Origin of the sequence: Acinetobacter sp. Z1 (assembly GCF_024296945.1) — a bacterium.
Taxonomy (GTDB): domain Bacteria; phylum Pseudomonadota; class Gammaproteobacteria; order Pseudomonadales; family Moraxellaceae; genus Acinetobacter; species Acinetobacter beijerinckii.
In genome coordinates this window covers 2,622,057-2,640,650 of the sequence record NZ_CP101115.1, presented here as the reverse complement: position 1 = coordinate 2,640,650, position 18,594 = coordinate 2,622,057, and the positions used below count along the sequence as shown (strand labels likewise).

Genomic DNA, 18,594 nt, shown 5'->3' with positions numbered 1-18,594 from the left:
AGCGTTTATTCTATTTTTATTGAAAAAATTAAAATCTGACAAAAATGCTGTGTTTTTATTTGTTTGTTTTGTCGATATTATGTGTTTATTCAATAAATCAAGTTCGGTTTGGGGTTCGATATGAGTATGAAATGGTCTGTCGAATATAATACAGGAATAGAGGTTATCGATGATCAACATCGACGTATTCTAGATTATATTAATGAAATCGCTGATTTAAAGCATGCCAATGATCGTGTAAAAATGAAAGATGTTTTAGATAATATTATTGATTATACACAGTCACATTTTACTTTTGAGGAAAGCTTGCAAGAAGAAGCAAACTATAAATATCGAGTTCCTCATAAGCGAGTACATGACTTATTTATCAAAAAGATAGAGACATATCGGGAACGATTTGAACTAGGGCATGAAATAGATAAAGAGTTGCACGAAGCGCTTTCAAAATGGCTGATTAATCATATTCGTCATGATGATGCTGATTATGTGGGTGCTGTGAAAGAAAATATGATTGGTATTATTAAGGAAAATGAAAAGAAAAAAGGGAAAAATTGGTTTTCTAGATTTTTCTCATAATATCAAGATAATAAAAAAAGCCCTCTTATTTAATAAAAATAATAAGGTAAATATGAGTGAAAATAAGAGGGCTACTTAATAATATAACAACGAGTGCGCAGCAAATCATCTAAAGATGGTTTGCTTTTTTTCTTTCCGTATCTTTTGTTTTGATTTTCAAGCCTGAGAAGGGCAAAATAGATTGAATATTTCATTGCAAACACCATAAAGCGCAATGAGTTCAAAGATTTTTCAAGGAATGCATTATGCAGGACACAACACTATCACGCTGGCTGGCTCCAGTGATGGCGTTTTGCTTATCTTTTGTCATGATTACCACATTGGCACCGACCGTTGGAATTCAAATTGATCGTCAATTCGATTTTTGGCTACTGTGGCTAGGAACAATGCTTTTATTAGCATTACCGATTGCTTATCTTGAAATTGCGCTTGCTAAACGCTCTCAGACTACAGCATTGCAGGCACTTTCTTCATTAACTCGCGATGCTGATGCTTCATCAAAATGGCGTGCTGTAGGATGGTTAGCAGTTGTTTTTGTGCCATTCTTTGCAGGGAGCGTGTTAGCTACAGCTACTGGTGTTCTCGAAGAGCAACTTAGATTAGAGATTTCTCAGCAAGTTTTATTCGCTATATGTGCTGTTATTGCATTAGGTTTGTCTTTTATTCCTCGTACATTCTTAATTGCTTTAACAACTTTAGGTGTGGTTGCTGCGTTCATTTTCGCGAATGTAATGGGAACTCAATTACAATCTTGGCACTGGACAGGCATTGAGTTTAAAGAGTGGGGCAATGCGACTGTTCTTGCTTTAGTGGCAAGTGGTCTAGGCTTAGGTCTATATTGGCAGAGCAGTTTAGCTACGATTAAAACTCAAAATTCAGCAACTGCGACTGCTTTACCGATTTGGATTGCGCAATTACTTGCAGTCATTGCTTTTGGATTCTTTTCTATTCAAGCACAGCTTCCAGCGTTTGCTTGGATTTTTGCAGCAATCATGTCGGCTGCACTATTAATTCAGTTTGCTAAAGAACAATTGGCGCAACGACAGCTTGCAGTTGTCATTCAATGGTTAATTTTATTTGCTGCTGTTGCTGTATGGATTGTGCCGCAAGTTGAACAAATCTTTAATACCTTACTAATGGTGTGGGGACTCGTGATTTGCCTAATTTATGCATTGTTTGCTGGTTGGATTATGAAAATTAGCCACCTTCGTAAAGCGATGGGTTTTAGTAATGAGCTATTTTATAATCTATGGCGTATTGCTGTACGCTTAGTACTGCCTTTGTCTATTATAGTCGCCATTATTGCTGTGATTGGGCAAGTGTTGTAATGGAACAGGCTCAACAGGTTTGGGTGGCTTATGCATCACCTGAGCAGCAATTTCATATCGCGGTTCGCTTTAATGAAGGTATGACAGCGCAACAAGCCATTGATGCCAGTGGCTTAGCTGATCAGGTCAGTTTGCCAGAGGTTTTACATATAGGTGTATTTGGCACCAAAATTGAAGCTGATACACCGATAGAAGTAGGCGATCGTGTTGAAATTTATCGCGCACTCACGATTAATCCCAAGGATATTCGTCGTAAACGAGCTGCGAAAAATCCTGTTGGTCGATTTGTAAAAGGTAATCGGTTTAGGTCATCAAGTTCATAAATAAAACCCCTCACGATTGATTCGATGAGGGGTTTCTTTTTATTTTAAACTGACTATAGTGGTGGCGCAGTTAAAATCGCTTCTTTTGATGCTGGTAAACCTGGCTGAGAGTCTGGAATAGTTTCTAAACCTTCAACTCGCTCCACGATACCATTTGCATCAAAATAAACTTTTAAATGCTGCCCATGTGCCGCTGGAATTTTTGCTTTTTTAGCATAAGTACCAGGAATATAGTTGTAGATGTAGTCCCAACGTTGTGGATTTAGTGGATCTGTTACTGTTGGACTACCCAGCAAGAAACGGACTTGTTGAAAGCTCATGCCTACTTGTACTTGAGATGCTTGTGCTTTTGTTAATGGTGTTCCCTGTGGAATATCGACTTTATAAACACCAAAGACTGAACAACCGCTTAGTACTGAAGTGACGAATAACGCCAGCATGATTTTTTGCATTTTGCTACACTATCCTGATAAATGATGATGCATTTGGTTCAAGGATAGATCATACTGCATCTAAACTCTATTGCCTATTCCAACTTAAGATTTGTTGAGAGACCTTTTTCATGCCTATTTCCAATCAAGACTTACGCAAAGCTGGACTTAAAGTAACCCTTCCTCGTATTAAGATTTTGGAATTATTAGAAAATTCAAAACAACATCATTTAAGTGCTGAAGATATTTATAAAACTTTGCTTGAGCAAGGTGAAGATGTTGGCTTAGCGACAGTTTACCGTGTATTAACACAATTTGAAGCTGCTGGTATTATTCAACGTCATCATTTTGAGAATAATCATTCAGTTTTTGAGATCATGCAAGAAGATCATCATGATCATTTGGTATGTTTGAACTGTAATAAAGTTATTGAATTTACTAACGATACTATCGAGAAAGAACAGCATACTGTTGCTGAACAGCATGGTTTTACTTTAACGGGTCACTCTTTAAATTTATATGGTTATTGCAATAACCCAGAATGTAAAGAAACTTATCGTAAGAAATAAATGTCATTTTAGTTGATGTTTAAAGTTCACTAAAACTGAACAAATAAAAAAGGAAGGTTACAAAAAACCTTCCTTTTTTATAGGCTTAATTTAACTATTGACCATCAAAGGTAATATTTTTGCTGGCATTCAATAATTGATCAGACCCTTCTTCTGAAAGTTTGATCGTGAGACGAAGGTCATTTGGCGAGTCAGCATGCTTCAACGCATCTTTATATGTAATTTCGCCTGCTTTATATAAATCAAATAAAGCTTGGTCAAAGGTCTGCATTCCTAATTCACGAGAACGCTTCATCAGATCTTTAATTTCATGTACTTCACCTTTACGGATGTAATCAGCCAATAAAGGTGTATTAATTAGAATTTCAATCGCCGCACGGCGTGAATTGCCATCTGGGGTAGGGATAAGCTGTTGGGCGACCATTGCTCTTAAATTTAATGATAAATCCATGTAGAGCTGACTATGGCGGTCGGCTTCAAAGAAATGAATAATACGATCAAGTGCTTGGTTTGCGTTATTTGCATGCAGTGTAGCTAAAACCAAGTGACCAGTTTCTGCGAATGCAATGGCATAGTCCATGGTTTCACGTGAACGAATCTCACCAATCAGGATCACGTCAGGCGCTTGACGTAATGTATTTTTTAACGCAATTTCGAATGAGTCTGTATCAATACCGACTTCACGCTGAGTAACGATACAACCTGCATGTTGATGTACAAACTCAATTGGGTCTTCAATGGTAATGATATGACCTTTCGAGTTATGGTTACGGAAACCGATCATTGAAGCCAATGACGTTGATTTACCGGTACCTGTAGCACCTACGAAAATAATAATTCCGCGCTTAGTCATTGCAAGTTCTTTCAGAACTTCGGGTAACTTAAGATCATCCATGGTTGGAATATGCGTTTCAATTTTACGCAAGATCATGCCTGGCATATCACGTTGTTGAAAAGCGCTGACACGGAATCGAGCTGTCTTTTCACGGTTGGTAATTGCAAAGTTACATTCACGCGTGTCAGCAAACTCTTTACGCTGCTTGTCAGTCATAATTGAATTGACCAATTGACCAACAATTTCACCTGACAATTTGGTTTTAGCAACGGGCACAATCTGCCCGTTTATTTTCATTGATGGTTCTACATCGGCAGTCACAAATAAGTCCGATGCATTTTGTTGAATCATCAAATTGAGTAAATCATTAAAGTCCATGAGGTTTCTCTAATCCATTTATTTTTATAGGAATGATTCAGGTTGTTTCGCAACGTTACGCGCTGTTTGGGGACTGATCATACCTTTAGATACTAAAGTTTTGAGACTTTGATCTAACGTGGTCATACCGTAGTTAGCACCTGTTTGAATAGCAGAGTACATTTGTGCGACTTTGTTTTCACGAACAAGGTTACGAATCGCAGGGATACCGATCATGATTTCATGTGCTGCTACACGCCCACCACCATTCTTCTTTAACAGTGTTTGCGAAATAACTGCTTGTAGAGATTCAGATAACATGGCGCGTACCATATCTTTTTCTTCGGCAGGGAATACGTCGATAACACGGTCAATAGTTTTTGCAGCAGAGGTGGTGTGTAGCGTACCAAAAACCAAGTGTCCTGTTTCCGCAGCTGTTAAGGCAAGGCGAATAGTCTCTAAGTCACGCATCTCACCGACCAAAATAATATCTGGATCTTCACGCAATGCTGAACGTAATGCAGCATTAAAGCCATGCGTATCACGATGTACTTCACGTTGGTTGATCAAACACTTTTTAGATTGGTGTACAAATTCGATTGGATCTTCGACTGTTAAAATATGGTCATAACGATTTTCATTAATATAGTCGATCATTGCAGCCAAGGTGGTTGATTTACCAGAACCAGTAGGACCTGTGACCAGTACGATACCTCGTGGATAGTCACAAATTTCTTTAAAAATTGATCCTAATCCTAAATCTTCCATCGTTAATACTTTCGATGGAATGGTACGGAATACTGCACCAGCACCACGGTTTTGGTTGAATGCATTCACACGAAAACGGGCAATGTTTGGAACTTCAAATGAAAAGTCTGTTTCAAGGTCTTCTTCGAAATCACGACGTTGCTTGTCATTCATAATGTCGTACACTAAACGGTGTACATCTTTATGTTCTAATGCTGGTAAGTTAATGCGACGAACTTCACCATCGACACGAATCATCGGTGGCATACCTGCTGAAAGGTGTAAATCTGAAGCACCGTTTTTCACTGAAAAGGCGAGTAATTCTGTAATATCCATAATTTCCCCGAAACAAATTAAAATGTCTCATTATTTTGTAGAATAATATACGGCTTTCATTCAGGCTTACCAACACCTTATAGAATGTGGAAGCAAAAAAAGATTTCATAAGTGAGAACTGTGTCAATGAATCAATCGCAACACGCCCGTCAACACGTTTTGAGTCTAATAGAGCAAGCATGTCAGCATGTTCATCGTGATCCTAAATCTGTGCAATTGTTGGCTGTATCAAAGACACACCCGAGTAAAAATTTGCGAGAGATGTATCAAGTTGGACAGCGCAGTTTTGGTGAAAACTATTTGCAAGAAGCCTTAGAAAAAATTGAAGAATTACAGGATTTACAGATCGAATGGCACTTTATTGGTCATGTACAGCGTAATAAAACCAAGCATTTGGCTGAAAAATTTGATTGGGTACATGGAGTAGACCGCTTAATTATTGCTGAACGATTATCGAATCAACGTCTAGATAGTCAAAAGCCGTTAAATATATGTCTACAAGTCAATATTGACGGACAAGACTCTAAAGATGGTTGTCAGCCAGAAGAGGTCGCTGAATTAGTAGAGCAAATCAGCCGACTACCAAATTTGCGTTTACGTGGTTTGATGGTGATTCCAGCACCTGATAATATTGCTGCATTTGTTGATGCTAAAACTTTATTTGATCAAGTGAAATCATTACATGCACAGCCTCAAAATTGGGATACTTTGAGTATGGGCATGTCAGGTGACTTAGATGCTGCAATTGCAGCAGGATCAACGATGGTTAGAGTTGGGACGGCATTATTCGGAGCACGGGATTATTCAAACTAACAAAGCGAATTGATAAATATCCGTAGAGATAAAGCAAAAATTACAATTATATAAAATATCTTTGCTGCTGAAAAAAAACGGCATAAATTAGAATGAGGTGTTTATTCATTTATATTGAACCTGAATATAAATGAATAACGATTATTTTTACAAAGATAAAAAATTGAATTTAGGATCAAATTTAGAATGAAAAAATTGTATTTTTTAATGTCTTTTCTTTTATGTTTATTTTTAGCTGCTTGTAGTAAAAAAGAGAGTGATATTCTCACAGAAGCGACTGATAGTAATGCTCAAGTAGCTTTGGACGAAAAACTTGGTACAAAATGGGGGGGGAAATTAGCTCGCATGTGACTGAAGTAAATTTAACACGCTTAACAGAGCAACCAATTGCTGAGTCACAAATTCGTTACGCTAATAAACAATATCAAGGAAAGACGGTAAATAGTATTTCTCTGGGTGCAGGGAAACTCAGTTTTTCTGTTGTCGATGATACAAATAATCCATTGGCGTTATTTCGAGATAACCAAGATTATTATCTTTCAGGTAACCAAGGTCAAAGCTACCAATTAAAATATGAGAATCATACGGATAATACCTATGAGGTGGTAGCAAGCGTTGATGGAATTGATGTGTTAAATGGCAGTGTTGCTTCGCGTAGTAATGCAGGCTATGTATTACGCCCACATAGTGAGCTTAAAATAGAAGGTTTCCGTAAAAGTAACTCTGCTGTTGCATCTTTTACCTTTAGCAAGCCCGCAGATGCTTATGCAGCGAATTCGGATAACGGCTCAATTCAAAATACAGGTATTATAGGAACAGCGATTTATCAAGTTAAATCACTTGATTCAAATTCAACAGAGGATGATGACAAGTCGTCTAAATATGCACCACCACCTAAAGCCTTTCCAGCTGATAAAAATTAATTTGATATAGCATGATCACTTCAGAATTTTGGTTCTGAAGTGATTCTATTAAGTCATAAGTTGTTTAAAGTTTTAAAAACCTGCATAAAGTTTTTAAAAAGGTGTAAATTCTGATCAGCTATTTGTGAAGAAATTGAAGGGTCGGGGTTAAAGAAAATTGTTTTCATACCAACGTCTTTTGCGCCTTGTATGTCTGCCATTTCATTATCTCCGACAAAGATACAATCATGTGGGTAAACACCCAGCTGCTTGCAAGATAATAAAAAAATTGCGGGATCTGGTTTTCGAAGTCCTACAGCCTCAGAAACGATGATACTTGTGAAGAATTCAGTTAGACCTAAAGCATAGAAATTATGTTCTTGAAAGGGTGTCTTCCCGTTAGAGATTAATCCAATTAAATAACCTTTTTGTTTAAGATCAAGAATCGTTTCTTCAACATCTCTGAAACAACATGAAAATTTATTGAAGTCATTGATATAACTTTCTAAGAGTTGCTCTTTAGAAATATGTTTGATCATAAACTCTTGAGTTAAGCTCTCATAAACAACATCTTTCCAAACTTTGCCATTATCGTCTATATCAAGAAAGCGTTGGATAAACTGTTGTTTGATTTGATTGGGAACTAATCGAAAGTAATTCGTTTGCCAAGTTAAAAAATTGATCAGAGATGTGGTTCTATCGAGTAAAGTTTGATCAAGATCGAAAATAACAGCTTTATTGATATTCATTAGGTTTGTTTTGCAGGATAATTCAACCATCATAAAATTAGTTAGCTCATAATTTTACTCAGAAATTGTAACTAGCTAAATTCTAAATCATGTTGATCAATCGCTTGTTTAATTGAAGAAAACCACTCACAACGGGTAAGAGGAGATTCTTCAAGTAATAATTCTATTGTCAATTTTTTGAAATAAGTATGATCTTCATTAGAGGAGGACGGATTAAAAAAATTTGCGCATAGTACAGCATATAATTCCGTTTCTAAGTTATGTAAACAAACATATTCAGTAAGCTCTTGATCAGACATACGTTTATAGATAGATATTAATTTGAATAAGTCATCTTGTTGTATTTCTTTAATTTCCATTAAGGTTGTTATTTTCACCCCACCACTTCGATCCGACTTGATCCTGAACCAATCGGCTGTACCTGAATCTGCACAGGGATACGTTCATGCATTTCCTGAATGTGTGAGATTAAAATGACCTTACGTCCTTGGCTCTGTAATTGATCCAGCGCATTCATCACCATATGCAGAGAAAATGCATCTAGAGTCCCAAAGCCTTCATCAATAAATAAAGATTCGATTTTCATAGAACCTGATGCCATATTGGCAATCGCCAATGAAATGGCGAGGGCAGTGAGGAAAGATTCCCCACCAGACAGTGAAGCCACTGAACGGGTTTCACCATCCATATCATGATCAATAATCGCAAGACTCAGCGAATTGTCTAAACGTTTTAAGGTATAGCGTTGAGACAACATCGCCAATTGTTGATTGGCATATTCAAGTAAAATGTCGAGATTGTACTGTTGGGCTAAATCACGAAAATCTTTTCCTTTGGCGTCACCAATCAGACTAGAAATTTTATTCCAGCGGTGTTCTTGTTGTTGGATCTGTTGAATCTGATCCGTAAATTGCTTTTGTTTGGCTAAATTTTGCTGATGAACTTCCAGTTGAAGTTTAAGTTGATCACGTTGATCTGTTGTCTGTTGTAAAGTTTCTTGATTGGCTCTCATCAATTCAGACAGTTGTTCAACCTGAATATTGGGTTCTGATTGAAGATGCGTATTTAACTGTTCTTGAATAGTTTTCAGTGCAGAATTTGCTTCACTTATCGCCCGATCTGCATGTTGTATTGCATTTCGAATCTGCTGTTCTTGAGTTGATGAAATCGCAAGTAATTCGCTGAGTTGATCTTCTGCAAGATGTTGATACTGAGCTAACCAATTGATGATTTCTGTTTTACATAGTTCAAGAGCATCATGATTTTGTTGCTGCTGTGCTTTGAGTTGTTCGAGCACATTTTTCTGCTGCTCATAATTCTGACGAGCTTGTTCAAAACTTTGCTTTAACTGCTGATATTGACTCTGCAATTGCTGACGTTGTTGATCATGCTGTTGCAACCATTCATTGGCTTTAATTTCAGCTGAACCTGTCATGGTGATAATCAGTTGATTAGCAGCATCCGTATTCTGTTTACCTTTAATTTCTATGTCTTTTAATTGTTGCGCGCACTCTGTTTGTTGCGTAGTGAGCCCCGCCAAATTGGTCTTTAATACATTCAACTGCTGATCAATTTGTTCTTTCTGATTGTTGAGCGATTCTGCATGCTCTAGTTGTTGGCTACGTTGTTGCAATGCTTGTAATACGTGTTGTGAGAATGGCAAACAATGTTTAGACCAAGCCATTTTATCTTCAGCATTGAGGCAATCCACGATATGCTGAATCTGTTGTTGTAAGTGCTCTACGGTTTCTAGTTGATGACGTGTATTTTGAATGTTTTGATGAAGCACATGCTGATCTTTATTGGCTTGATTAAGTTGTAGTAATTCTTTTTCAAGCTGCTGTTGAATTTGTGATGCTTCTAAAACCAACGTTTGCATCTTAGTTGTGATGTCATACTCAGTGAGACTGAAATCGAGTTGAATATTCGTCTGTGATATATGCTGTTGTAGCACCTGATCATGTGCTTTTACTTTTTCATTCAATTGCTGCAAGTGCTGTTGCAATTGATTTTGTTCGGTATGGCTTTGAGTAAATTGTTGTTGAGCTTTTTGCCAAAGTTGGAAAAGCTGTTGTTCCTGTTGAATCGCTTGCAATTCTTGTTGTTGCTGTAAGACATATAACGTTTTAGAGATTTGGTTCTGGTCATCACGATAAGGATGTTTAGTACTGCCACAGACTAGACATGCTTCACCGTGCTTGAGTTCAGCTCTTAGGTGTTCAATATTTTCAGCATGCAATAGACGTTGTTGTTGCAAAATCTGTTGTAGTCTTTCGCGTTCAGTTTTAGCAGCATCATATTCCTGCTCAGTTTTTTTGCTACGTTGTTCTAGCTGTTGAGCTTGCTTTTGTACAGTTTCAAATTTGTTTTGCTGCGTAAGCACTTCATTTTTTAATTCAAAATAATGCTGAAGTTTTTGTTGAATTGTATCCAATTGATTGAGGCGAATTTGTTGGGTTTCTTTTAGTTTCGACTGTTGCTCAATACGCTGTTCAATGTGTTGGGTGGTGCCAAATTGAGTAACTAAACTGTTGAATGTATTTTGATCTTGCTTAAGTTGGGTCTGTGCTTGTTGAATGGAGCCTAACGTGTTTTCTACTTTCTGATATTGCTGAATAAATTGCTTAAGTTGTTGAATATGGGCATGTAAACCTTTATCCAAAGGAGCGTATTGGGCACTATGTTTTAACTGTTCTAAGCAAGCCGTATGTTGCGCACTCAAGTTTTGGATGCTTTGCTCAAGCTGTTGTTGTTGCTCGATGAGTGGTTGCTTCTGACTTTCCAGTTGAGTTAGTCGACTTTTAGTTTTCTTATATTCTTCAGCAATATAGTCACGTTCTTGCACAAACTTGCGTACTTGTGTCAGTTCAGTTTGATGCTTTTGCTCGAAATCTTGAAATTGATTGAGTGTTGTTTCTGCTTGTGTATACAGCTTTTTTTGTTGCTCAAATTGAGTGGTTAAGGTACTAAATTCATTGTGCTTTTGTTGAATTTGTGGCGCGAGTTGTTGCAATGTTTTTTGCAACTGTTGTTGTTGAAATACAATAGGACGTATCTCAGCAAATGTTTCTAATTGACCCAGTAATTGACGATCTTTAGCAATGTTTTCTTGCGCTTTAAGTTGCAGATCAAACTGTTGCTGTTTTAAACCAATTTCATGGTTAATTTTAGTGCGTTGTTCAAACCACTGTTGTTGTTGTTTGAATTGATTTTTTTCATTTTCAAGTTGTTGCACATGTTGCTGTAAGTGTTGGAATTGCTGTTGTAACTCAGCGATTTCTTCATCAGAACGAATTTCAATATGACCTAAAACACTTTCTAATTTTTCTCGTTGTAAGCGAACTTCTTTGGTTTTTTCAAAAGCCAACTGTCCAATCTTGGCAAAAATACTGGAGTTGGTCAGATATTCCAATAATTCACCACGTTCATTATCACGTGCTTTTAAAAAAGCAGTTACTTCGGATTGTGCCAAAAGTACCGCACGAGTGAATTGTTCAAAACTGAGCTGTGTAATTTGTTGAATATGCGTTTCGACGGCTTTGGTTTTATCTGCGACAACCACGCCATCGGTGAGGCATTTCAATGAGCGTTGTACACTTTGTAATTTACCATTGGCATTTTCACGAGCACGTTTAATTTCCCAACGTGCGAGATAATGCTTTTGATCCTGTGCAACAAAACATAGTTCGGCAAAACCATGCCCAGTACCACGACGTAATACAGTGAGAGGAGAGTTGGTTAACAATTCTGAACCATCAACATCTAACAGTTTGCCATCACTGTCTTTTAGTCTTGGAATTTTATTAAATAGAGCAAGACACATCGCATCTAAAATTGTGGATTTACCTGCACCCGTTTTACCAATAATAGCAATCAATCCAGCATGCGCTAAAGGTTCACTTTCAAAATCAATAAAATGCTCACCTGCAAGAGATGCCAGATTTTTTAGTCGAATGGATAAAATTTTCATGGCAAATCCTTAAACTGTTTGATCATCTTCAATTTTTTTCTGTGCTTCAGCAACTAAGCTTAAAAAGTCTTTGGTGACTTCATCATCAGCGCTATAGCCTTTTTTCTCCCAAATTTGTTGAAACAGTTTTTCGGGTGTCGGTGGTTCTAAATTAATTTTTGATTCACTTTCTGCATGGGTTTGATTGGATAAATATTGTCGTGAAATCCTCACTAAACGGTAACGATCTTTAGGCAGGGCATCTTCAAATTGTTGTCTAAGATTTGGCTGGGGAGGCGTTGCCGTGTGGTATTCAATATCGACATATTCACGATGATCTATACATTCAATGAGGCCCTGTGGCAGATTTTTGAGTCGCTGCATGACGTCATTGAGTTCACCTTTAATTTTGTGTAATTGAATCGTTCGCGGAATGGCAATTGCTTCAAACTCAACTTGATTTTCAGTTTTAATGGGATCGATCGTGACTTCAACCACTTGGTGTTTATAGTTAATTTCACTAAATGACAAAGGAATCGGAGAGCCACTATAACGGATGTGATCTTGCCCAACTTTCTGTGGTTTATGCAGATGTCCTAAAGCCACATAGTCAATCTCATCATCAAACAGCGTAGTTGAAAGCGCCTCTTCATTACCAATAATAATTGGACGTTCAGAATCTGAAGTTTCACCACCTTGCATGTGTGCATGTGACATCAAAATTAAAGCTTGATCATTAGTTTTACGGCGTTTTGCTTCAGCGATTAAATGTTGATGTAAATAAGCAATCGCATTTTGACTGTTGGTGGTATTTTCATTGAAACCTGTGATTTCGGCTGAACGTAAGAAAGGTAGGGCGATGCACCATGCAACAATCTGTTTTTGTTCATCATAAATTGGCAAAATTAAACGATCTAAATCTAAGCTTTTATCTTCATTCCAGCGAATCACTCCGACTGTTTTTGCATTATATTTTTCGAGTAAGGGTTCTACTTGTTCAATGCGATAGCCTGAGTCATGATTTCCCGCAATCATCAATGTTTGCATTTGTGGTGCAAGATCATGGGCATCAGCAAGGAATTGATAAAGCTGTTTTTGTGCCTGTGAGCTTGGATTGATCACATCAAAAATATCACCTGCAATGAGTAAAGCATGCGGTTGTTTAATTTTGATTTGCTCAAGTAACCATACAAGAAATTGTTCATGTTCGTAGTGGCGGGAATGGTTGTAAAAAAACTGCCCCAAATGCCAGTCAGACGTATGAAAAAAACGCACGGTCATAAGTGAATCTAATAATGAAATGAATGCGAATAAGGTAGCACGTATTCAAGAAAAAAGTAGAGCTTAGCCAAGCAGAAACTAGCTACAAGATATCGCTTGATCATTTTAAAACGATCAACTAGTTTGGTATCGAAAATACATCAAATAACAGGAAATAGAAAATGAGCTTAGGAAAAGTAAGCCGTGAAATGATTGATCATATTATGTTGATCGGTTTAGATCGTGTAGCAAAACGCAATGCCTTTGATAGCCATATGATTGAGGATTTATCTTTAGCATTAACAGAATATGAAAATAATCCTGAATTACGTTGTGCTGTCATTTTTGCGCATGGAGATCATTTTACCGCTGGTCTAGACCTAGTGGAATTACAACCGAAAATTCCGCATGGGATTTTTAATTTTGCCGATGCTCAAATTAATCCTTGGGGCGTTGGAGGACGACACAGAACTAAACCTGTTGTGGTTGCAGTGCAGGGTATTTGTTATACCGCTGGAGTGGAACTCATGCTCAATGCAGATGTGGTAATAGCCAGTGAAGATACTGTGTTTGGGCAACTCGAAGTACTACGGGGGATTATGCCTTTTGGCGGTGCAACGGTTCGTTTTGTACAGGCAGCTGGTTGGCAAAAAGCGATGCCTTATTTACTTACAGGTAAAACCTTTGATACTCAAAAAGCCAATGAGTTGAATCTTGTTTCTGAGGTTGTAGAAAAAGGTAAGCAACTTGAGCGTGCGATCGAAGTTGCTAAAGAGATTTGTATTGCTGCGCCACTTGCTGTGCAGGCTCTATTAGCTTCTGCAACCGATGGAGTGACTTTAGGGCATACAGTTGCCTTTGATAAAATGGATAACTACCTTAAACCACTATTTGAATCTGAGGATGCTCAAGAGGGTGTTCGAGCCATGCTTGAAAGACGCTTGCCACAGTTTCAGGGTAAATAATTCCAATTTTTTATTTTAATCATCAAACACTTATGCGATAAGTTGATTTAGCATTTTAACATAGGCTCTATACCAACGTTTTAAAATCTAAATCAACGGGTTGAATTTCATTGGTGCCGTGAAACCAAATATGGACTAGATCTGAAAGCGTATGTGGGGCGTGTTTCTGCGGAAGAAAAATTAAATAATCTCCGCATCCATTACGGGCGATCGCAATGGCATGTAATGGAAAGCCAGTCCATTGTTTCGCAATTTTTGTTTCATGCAAGATATGGTTGCATGTACGTATTTTTCTTTTTTGATTGGATTGATCGAAAAATGGGAAAATTTGCCAATTATCATTTTCAACAAAAACATCGCCACCATTTTCGATCATCATTTTATTTTTAAAAGATGATGGAAATACAAGGTTGAGTTCTTTCTCAGCGTCTAAAATATATTGTTCCTCAATTGGAAAAGCCATGAATTATCTTCTTTCAGGTTTATACTGCATTTGTAATCGTTTTAATGCATGAAATATATATTGTTGACGTTCTGGAGATAAGCCCAAACCAAAGCGAATGGGTTGCGCGGCATCTATAAAGATTTGTCCTTGTTGTTTGTTGGAAGCATTTTGAATATGATTTTCTCTGATTCGACTCACTTCATTCCAAATAAAAGGTTTTGATTTACCGAGTTTCCCAATACCTGTAAAGACTTTTCCACCTTGACGATCAATGGTTAACTCTACTTTTCCGAACATCATTAAAAGCGTAAAAAAACCAAAAATGAATGTACCGATGATAAAGGGAATACCAAATAAACTTTGTAAAAGACTAAATTCTTGATTCGCTATTTGGGTACCATAAATCCCACCCAATGAACCGCCTGACCAAATCAGCATAAATGGAATAAGTAAGAAAGCCACTGGACTTCTTAAGGTTGCACCAAGTCTGATTTCTTGAATATCGTTTTTATACCAAGCGCCTTTGGGTGGTTGATTAATATCAAAAGCGAATTGGGGAGATGGATCAAAATTTTCAGATACTCTGAATATATGATTGCAATTTTGACATTTCCCCATATCCGTTTGGATATTGATATTCTCATTCACAACTTCGCTTTGACAGTTTGGACATTTCATTTTTATTTGAATTAACTATCTTAATTTTATGAAAATTTAGTATAACACTGTCATTTTGCATTCTCATCTATTTCGCATATACCAAAGACATTATTATCTAGGTCGAGAAAATAGCCTTGCCAACAACGATGAGGAATCACAAATTTCTCCATCGCTATAAGACCGCCCAAGCTTAAAATTTTGGCTGCTGTTTCATCAAAATTGTCTACTTCAATCGTGCAAGTAAAAGCATTGGTACCGCATTCAGTCGAGGGGATTTCGACTGGACGTTGAAGTAATCCACCATGAATCCCTTCCGTTTCGATACGATAATATTCGATTGGTAAGCCATCAACATGCTCGAAATGCCAACCAAAGACATTTTGATAAAATTGAGTATCACGTTTAGGATAGGAGGATTGAATTTCAAAATAGATAATCGAGTTCATGGCTAATCCTATGTTTTTATTTTTGTATCATTAAAAAAATAAAAACCGACGATTCGAGTGATGATAAATCGTCGGTCAAAATCTTTATCAAAAGTTTTGGCTGCTAACAAAACAATTTCTAAAGATGGAGAGTCATAATGAAAGGTCACCGAAAAAATTGCGGATGCCGTGCAATCAAACTTCGGTTGCTGCGACCTTGTACCCTATATAACGGCATAAGTTGAGGAATGGTTGACATAAAAATGAAAAAAAAGTGAAAAAAATTTATAATTAATTTATGAAACCACTCAAATTGGGTTTAACTACATGATTTCACTTCGTTTATACTATTTATGGTTTTTTATTATTTGTTTGCTCTTGTCATTAGTTGCAGGCGTATTTGCTGCTATTTTACCAAATAGCATTGCTGGTGTGCTCACAGCGATACCTTATTTGATCGCAATGATTTCTGTTTTATTCAAATTTTTAAAGCAACAACGCCGTGCGCCTAGTCCGCAAGAAAAAAGACATTTCAGTTTGGGATTTAGTTTAATATTTTGGGGCTATAACGCTTTGGGTTTGCTATCTGGACTTTTTATTTTTGCGCGTAAAGATCCTGAAATTTGGCAAAATTTTTTACTCTATTTAAAGCAACCTCAGTTTTTATTCGCAGTTATCGCAATGTGGTTAATGGTAGCCATACCGCTATATCTAATTACATTTTGGTTCTATGGCGCACAAGCACAACGAATGGCGAACAAGATGTTTAATTAGTTTAATAAAGTTCACTTGTAATTCACTTTGATTTTGCTAAGACTGTTTATTAGATTCATTTTTTATAGGTAGACCCATGAAAAAAATGACGGTATTAGTGACTGGAGCAAGTGGATTTATTGGCTCTCATCTTTTACCTTATTTATTGGAAAATGACTTTCAAGTTATCGCACTTACGCGACAAAAAAATAAAGCTTCCCATCATTCAGATTTAATATGGATCAATCATTTTGATCAAATTGCATCAACTGATATCGATTACGTGATTAATTTAGCGGGTGAAAATATCGGTCAAAAACGTTGGAGTGATACCAGAAAACATCAGCTTATTCAAAGCCGTGTTGAAATGACTCAAAAGCTCTATGAGTGGTTAGAACGAAAAAGTATTTTCCCTAAATCTATTATTTCAGGTTCAGCAATTGGTTATTATGGCATTGATCCTCAAGAACATTGGGTGGATGTTTGTGATGAAAACACACCTCCGCAAGCAATTTTTATGTCTGAACTTTGCCAAGTTTGGGAGCAAACTGCATTAAAATTTAATCAACAAAATACCAAAATTATCCGTTTAGGTGTTGTGTTTGGGAATGGTGGTATTTTGCCGCAGATGTTATTACCCATCAAATTAAATGTTGTTGCCAAAATTGGATCAGGTCAGCAACCTATTGTTTGGATACATATTCAAGATGTTTTATCTGCTATTCTTTTTTTGATGCAACTTGAGGCTTCGCAAAAAGTATATAATTTAGTCGCACCTGAAAAAATAAATCAGCAGGTTTTTGTTAAAGTTGCCGCTAAGATTCTCAAACGTAAGCCTCTACTGTCGATGCCTAAATGTGTCTTTGAAATGGCTTTAGGTGAGCAATCTCAATTGATTCTCAATGGTCAATATGTAGAACCTCAGGCTTTGCTAGATCATGGCTTTCAATTTAAGTTTCCAACTCTAGATGCAGCACTCAAAGACATATTATTGGAAAACTAAATTATCTTGTTTCAAGCGTTCAGGTGAGTAGGCAGCAGCTTGGACAATCGTCTCTTGTTCTAATATTAATTGTCTGAGCAATTTTGCTGAGCCTGCACCCATACATAATCCATTGCGGAAATGTCCAAAATTCGCCCATAGATTTTTCACGTTAGGCATTTCACCGATGTAGGGAATCCCTTGTGGGGAACTTGGACGCAAACCAGCCCAACGTTTTACAACCTGAAATTTTTCTAATTCAGGCACCATGCTCAGACAAGCAGTAAAAATATCATGTTGAGTTTGCATATCGACTGAAGTACTGAATCCACACTCAGCCATGCTTGAACCACACACGATATGACCATCCTGACGTGGAATCAAATACATGACCTGATTCATGCACATGGTCGGTAGCCAGTTTTCAGGTGTTTTAAATAACAGCATTTGACCTTGTACAGGTTGCACTGGAATATTGCGTTGTAATTGCTTAGACCATTGTTTACTCCAAGCACCTGAACTTAGCACAACATGATCAGCAAAAAATTGTCGTCCATCATCTAACTGTAGACCATCTACTTTTTTATTTTTAATAAGGAGTTTTTCAATCGGGCAGTATTCAAAAAAACGAACCAAAGGATGTTGTTTCAAATAACTAATCAGAGATTGAAGTAGGCGAGGATTCCGAACATTGGATAGATGAGGAAAATAAATGGCTTCTTGGAATTTTGCTGAAACACGTGGATTAATCTGATTGAGTTGATCCTGATTAAAATATTCTGATTGTTGCATAGGTTCATTGAACTTAGCTGCATAACTCAACCCAATATCAAAATCGTCCTGATCGAAAATTAGCATGCCTGTATCGTGAATCTGAAAATCAATCCCTGTGATTGGGTAGAGTTTTTCATTCCACATTTGATAGAGCGGTTTTCCAAACTGAGCTAATTGGTTAACTTCGGGTGCATATCGCCACGGATACATAGGTGATAAAATACCACCACCAGCCCAAGATGCAGCTTGACCTGCTTGTTGTTGATCAAAAATATCGACAGAGCAGCCTTGTTCAGCAAGCTCAAGTGCTGTCATTAAGCCGCTAATCCCTGCACCAATGATGGCAATATGCATAATAAAGTTAAACCAATTTAAAGATTCCTTCCCCCCTATTAAAGAGGTGAGGAGTGTTGTA

Annotated in this window: 19 protein-coding genes and 1 pseudogene; 9 read left to right on the top strand and 11 right to left on the bottom strand. The window is 37.2% G+C overall.

The features are described from left to right. Positions 1–120: 120 nt before the first annotated feature. From NGC85_RS12395 to NGC85_RS12385, 3 genes are all read left to right on the top strand, one after another. The gene (locus NGC85_RS12395) at positions 121–576 is read left to right on the top strand and encodes a bacteriohemerythrin (protein ID WP_169109971.1); all 456 of its coding nucleotides are present in this window, start codon (positions 121–123) and stop codon (positions 574–576) included. 245 nt (positions 577–821) lie between these two features. Continuing rightward, the gene (locus NGC85_RS12390; protein WP_254731575.1) at positions 822–1,904 is read left to right on the top strand and encodes a hypothetical protein; all 1,083 of its coding nucleotides are present in this window, start codon (positions 822–824) and stop codon (positions 1,902–1,904) included. Continuing rightward, positions 1,904–2,227: an RnfH family protein gene (locus NGC85_RS12385; RefSeq protein WP_005057438.1), complete on the top strand. Its 324-nt coding sequence runs from the start codon at positions 1,904–1,906 to the stop codon at positions 2,225–2,227. Before NGC85_RS12390 ends, NGC85_RS12385 begins: the two co-directional genes overlap by 1 nt. A 53-nt stretch (positions 2,228–2,280) precedes the next feature. Here NGC85_RS12385 and NGC85_RS12380 read toward each other — a convergent pair whose 3' ends face one another. Beyond that, a complete protein-coding gene (locus NGC85_RS12380; protein WP_005056468.1) occupies positions 2,281–2,679 on the bottom strand; it encodes an outer membrane protein assembly factor BamE in 399 nt (132 codons plus the stop codon). Positions 2,680–2,789: 110 nt separating this feature from the next. Between NGC85_RS12380 and fur the strand changes: the two genes are divergently transcribed. Beyond that, the gene (fur, locus tag NGC85_RS12375; protein WP_005056466.1) at positions 2,790–3,227 is read left to right on the top strand and encodes a ferric iron uptake transcriptional regulator; all 438 of its coding nucleotides are present in this window, start codon (positions 2,790–2,792) and stop codon (positions 3,225–3,227) included. 94 nt (positions 3,228–3,321) lie between these two features. On the opposite strand, the gene NGC85_RS12370 is transcribed toward fur, so the two are convergent. Both NGC85_RS12370 and NGC85_RS12365 read right to left on the bottom strand, forming a co-directional pair. Then, the gene (locus tag NGC85_RS12370; protein WP_254731573.1) at positions 3,322–4,440 is read right to left on the bottom strand and encodes a PilT/PilU family type 4a pilus ATPase; all 1,119 of its coding nucleotides are present in this window, start codon (positions 4,438–4,440) and stop codon (positions 3,322–3,324) included. 24 nt (positions 4,441–4,464) lie between these two features. Next, positions 4,465–5,502 carry a type IV pilus twitching motility protein PilT gene (locus NGC85_RS12365; RefSeq protein ID WP_254731571.1) on the bottom strand — a complete coding sequence of 346 codons (1,038 nt, stop codon included), beginning with the start codon at positions 5,500–5,502 and terminating at the stop codon, positions 4,465–4,467. Positions 5,503–5,628: 126 nt separating this feature from the next. Here NGC85_RS12365 and NGC85_RS12360 point away from each other — a divergent pair, with 126 nt between their 5' ends. Next, positions 5,629–6,315 (top strand): YggS family pyridoxal phosphate-dependent enzyme, encoded by a 687-nt coding sequence (locus tag NGC85_RS12360; protein WP_254731569.1) that lies wholly within the window; start codon positions 5,629–5,631, stop codon positions 6,313–6,315. Between the two features lie 186 nt (positions 6,316–6,501). Beyond that, positions 6,502–7,238 (top strand): annotated as a pseudogene (locus NGC85_RS12355) (hypothetical protein). Between the two features lie 53 nt (positions 7,239–7,291). Here the strand turns inward: NGC85_RS12355 and NGC85_RS12350 are convergent. The 4 genes from NGC85_RS12350 to NGC85_RS12335 form a co-directional block, all read right to left on the bottom strand. Next, positions 7,292–7,966: an HAD family hydrolase gene (locus NGC85_RS12350; protein ID WP_254805601.1), complete on the bottom strand. Its 675-nt coding sequence runs from the start codon at positions 7,964–7,966 to the stop codon at positions 7,292–7,294. Between the two features lie 71 nt (positions 7,967–8,037). Continuing rightward, positions 8,038–8,325, bottom strand: coding sequence for a hypothetical protein (locus NGC85_RS12345; protein ID WP_254805600.1), 288 nt, complete (start codon positions 8,323–8,325; stop codon positions 8,038–8,040). 14 nt (positions 8,326–8,339) lie between these two features. Further along, a complete protein-coding gene (locus NGC85_RS12340; protein WP_254731567.1) occupies positions 8,340–11,936 on the bottom strand; it encodes an AAA family ATPase in 3,597 nt (1,198 codons plus the stop codon). A 9-nt stretch (positions 11,937–11,945) separates the two neighbouring features. Further along, complete coding sequence (locus tag NGC85_RS12335; protein ID WP_254731565.1) at positions 11,946–13,196, bottom strand: exonuclease SbcCD subunit D C-terminal domain-containing protein; 1,251 nt, start codon at positions 13,194–13,196, stop codon at positions 11,946–11,948. 161 nt (positions 13,197–13,357) lie between these two features. Between NGC85_RS12335 and NGC85_RS12330 the strand changes: the two genes are divergently transcribed. Further along, positions 13,358–14,140: a crotonase/enoyl-CoA hydratase family protein gene (locus tag NGC85_RS12330; RefSeq protein ID WP_151707906.1), complete on the top strand. Its 783-nt coding sequence runs from the start codon at positions 13,358–13,360 to the stop codon at positions 14,138–14,140. 67 nt (positions 14,141–14,207) lie between these two features. On the opposite strand, the gene NGC85_RS12325 is transcribed toward NGC85_RS12330, so the two are convergent. From NGC85_RS12325 to NGC85_RS12315, 3 genes are read right to left on the bottom strand one after another with little or no spacing between them, the layout of a single operon-like run. Further along, the gene (locus tag NGC85_RS12325; RefSeq protein ID WP_254731563.1) at positions 14,208–14,603 is read right to left on the bottom strand and encodes an SMI1/KNR4 family protein; all 396 of its coding nucleotides are present in this window, start codon (positions 14,601–14,603) and stop codon (positions 14,208–14,210) included. A 3-nt stretch (positions 14,604–14,606) separates the two neighbouring features. After that, positions 14,607–15,263, bottom strand: a complete 657-nt coding sequence (locus NGC85_RS12320; RefSeq protein ID WP_254731561.1) for a hypothetical protein — start codon at positions 15,261–15,263, stop codon at positions 14,607–14,609. A 50-nt stretch (positions 15,264–15,313) separates the two neighbouring features. Further along, positions 15,314–15,691: a VOC family protein gene (locus tag NGC85_RS12315; RefSeq protein WP_254731559.1), complete on the bottom strand. Its 378-nt coding sequence runs from the start codon at positions 15,689–15,691 to the stop codon at positions 15,314–15,316. Positions 15,692–15,997: 306 nt separating this feature from the next. On the opposite strand from NGC85_RS12315, the gene NGC85_RS12310 reads away from it, so the two are divergent. Next, positions 15,998–16,444, top strand: coding sequence for an ABZJ_00895 family protein (locus NGC85_RS12310; protein ID WP_254731557.1), 447 nt, complete (start codon positions 15,998–16,000; stop codon positions 16,442–16,444). A gap of 76 nt (positions 16,445–16,520) precedes the next feature. Then, positions 16,521–17,426 carry a TIGR01777 family oxidoreductase gene (locus NGC85_RS12305; RefSeq protein ID WP_254731556.1) on the top strand — a complete coding sequence of 302 codons (906 nt, stop codon included), beginning with the start codon at positions 16,521–16,523 and terminating at the stop codon, positions 17,424–17,426. Here the strand turns inward: NGC85_RS12305 and NGC85_RS12300 are convergent. Further along, positions 17,412–18,533, bottom strand: a complete 1,122-nt coding sequence (locus NGC85_RS12300; protein ID WP_254731554.1) for an FAD-binding oxidoreductase — start codon at positions 18,531–18,533, stop codon at positions 17,412–17,414. The two genes, NGC85_RS12305 and NGC85_RS12300, sit on opposite strands and share 15 nt — an antisense overlap. Between the last annotated feature and the right edge of the window lie 61 nt (positions 18,534–18,594).

Excerpts from the sequence above, each read along its gene's own strand:
- NGC85_RS12395 (WP_169109971.1), top strand. The coding sequence starts at position 121 with ATGAGTATGAAATGGTCTGTCGAATATAATACAGGAATAGAGGTTATC.
- NGC85_RS12390 (WP_254731575.1), top strand. The coding sequence starts at position 822 with ATGCAGGACACAACACTATCACGCTGGCTGGCTCCAGTGATGGCGTTT.
- NGC85_RS12385 (WP_005057438.1), top strand. The coding sequence starts at position 1,904 with ATGGAACAGGCTCAACAGGTTTGGGTGGCTTATGCATCACCTGAGCAG.
- NGC85_RS12380 (WP_005056468.1), bottom strand. The coding sequence starts at position 2,679 with ATGCAAAAAATCATGCTGGCGTTATTCGTCACTTCAGTACTAAGCGGT.
- fur (WP_005056466.1), top strand. The coding sequence starts at position 2,790 with ATGCCTATTTCCAATCAAGACTTACGCAAAGCTGGACTTAAAGTAACC.
- NGC85_RS12370 (WP_254731573.1), bottom strand. The coding sequence starts at position 4,440 with ATGGACTTTAATGATTTACTCAATTTGATGATTCAACAAAATGCATCG.
- NGC85_RS12365 (WP_254731571.1), bottom strand. The coding sequence starts at position 5,502 with ATGGATATTACAGAATTACTCGCCTTTTCAGTGAAAAACGGTGCTTCA.
- NGC85_RS12360 (WP_254731569.1), top strand. The coding sequence starts at position 5,629 with ATGAATCAATCGCAACACGCCCGTCAACACGTTTTGAGTCTAATAGAG.
- NGC85_RS12350 (WP_254805601.1), bottom strand. The coding sequence starts at position 7,966 with ATGAATATCAATAAAGCTGTTATTTTCGATCTTGATCAAACTTTACTC.
- NGC85_RS12345 (WP_254805600.1), bottom strand. The coding sequence starts at position 8,325 with ATGGAAATTAAAGAAATACAACAAGATGACTTATTCAAATTAATATCT.
- NGC85_RS12340 (WP_254731567.1), bottom strand. The coding sequence starts at position 11,936 with ATGAAAATTTTATCCATTCGACTAAAAAATCTGGCATCTCTTGCAGGT.
- NGC85_RS12335 (WP_254731565.1), bottom strand. The coding sequence starts at position 13,196 with ATGACCGTGCGTTTTTTTCATACGTCTGACTGGCATTTGGGGCAGTTT.
- NGC85_RS12330 (WP_151707906.1), top strand. The coding sequence starts at position 13,358 with ATGAGCTTAGGAAAAGTAAGCCGTGAAATGATTGATCATATTATGTTG.
- NGC85_RS12325 (WP_254731563.1), bottom strand. The coding sequence starts at position 14,603 with ATGGCTTTTCCAATTGAGGAACAATATATTTTAGACGCTGAGAAAGAA.
- NGC85_RS12320 (WP_254731561.1), bottom strand. The coding sequence starts at position 15,263 with ATGAAATGTCCAAACTGTCAAAGCGAAGTTGTGAATGAGAATATCAAT.
- NGC85_RS12315 (WP_254731559.1), bottom strand. The coding sequence starts at position 15,691 with ATGAACTCGATTATCTATTTTGAAATTCAATCCTCCTATCCTAAACGT.
- NGC85_RS12310 (WP_254731557.1), top strand. The coding sequence starts at position 15,998 with ATGATTTCACTTCGTTTATACTATTTATGGTTTTTTATTATTTGTTTG.
- NGC85_RS12305 (WP_254731556.1), top strand. The coding sequence starts at position 16,521 with ATGAAAAAAATGACGGTATTAGTGACTGGAGCAAGTGGATTTATTGGC.
- NGC85_RS12300 (WP_254731554.1), bottom strand. The coding sequence starts at position 18,533 with ATGCATATTGCCATCATTGGTGCAGGGATTAGCGGCTTAATGACAGCA.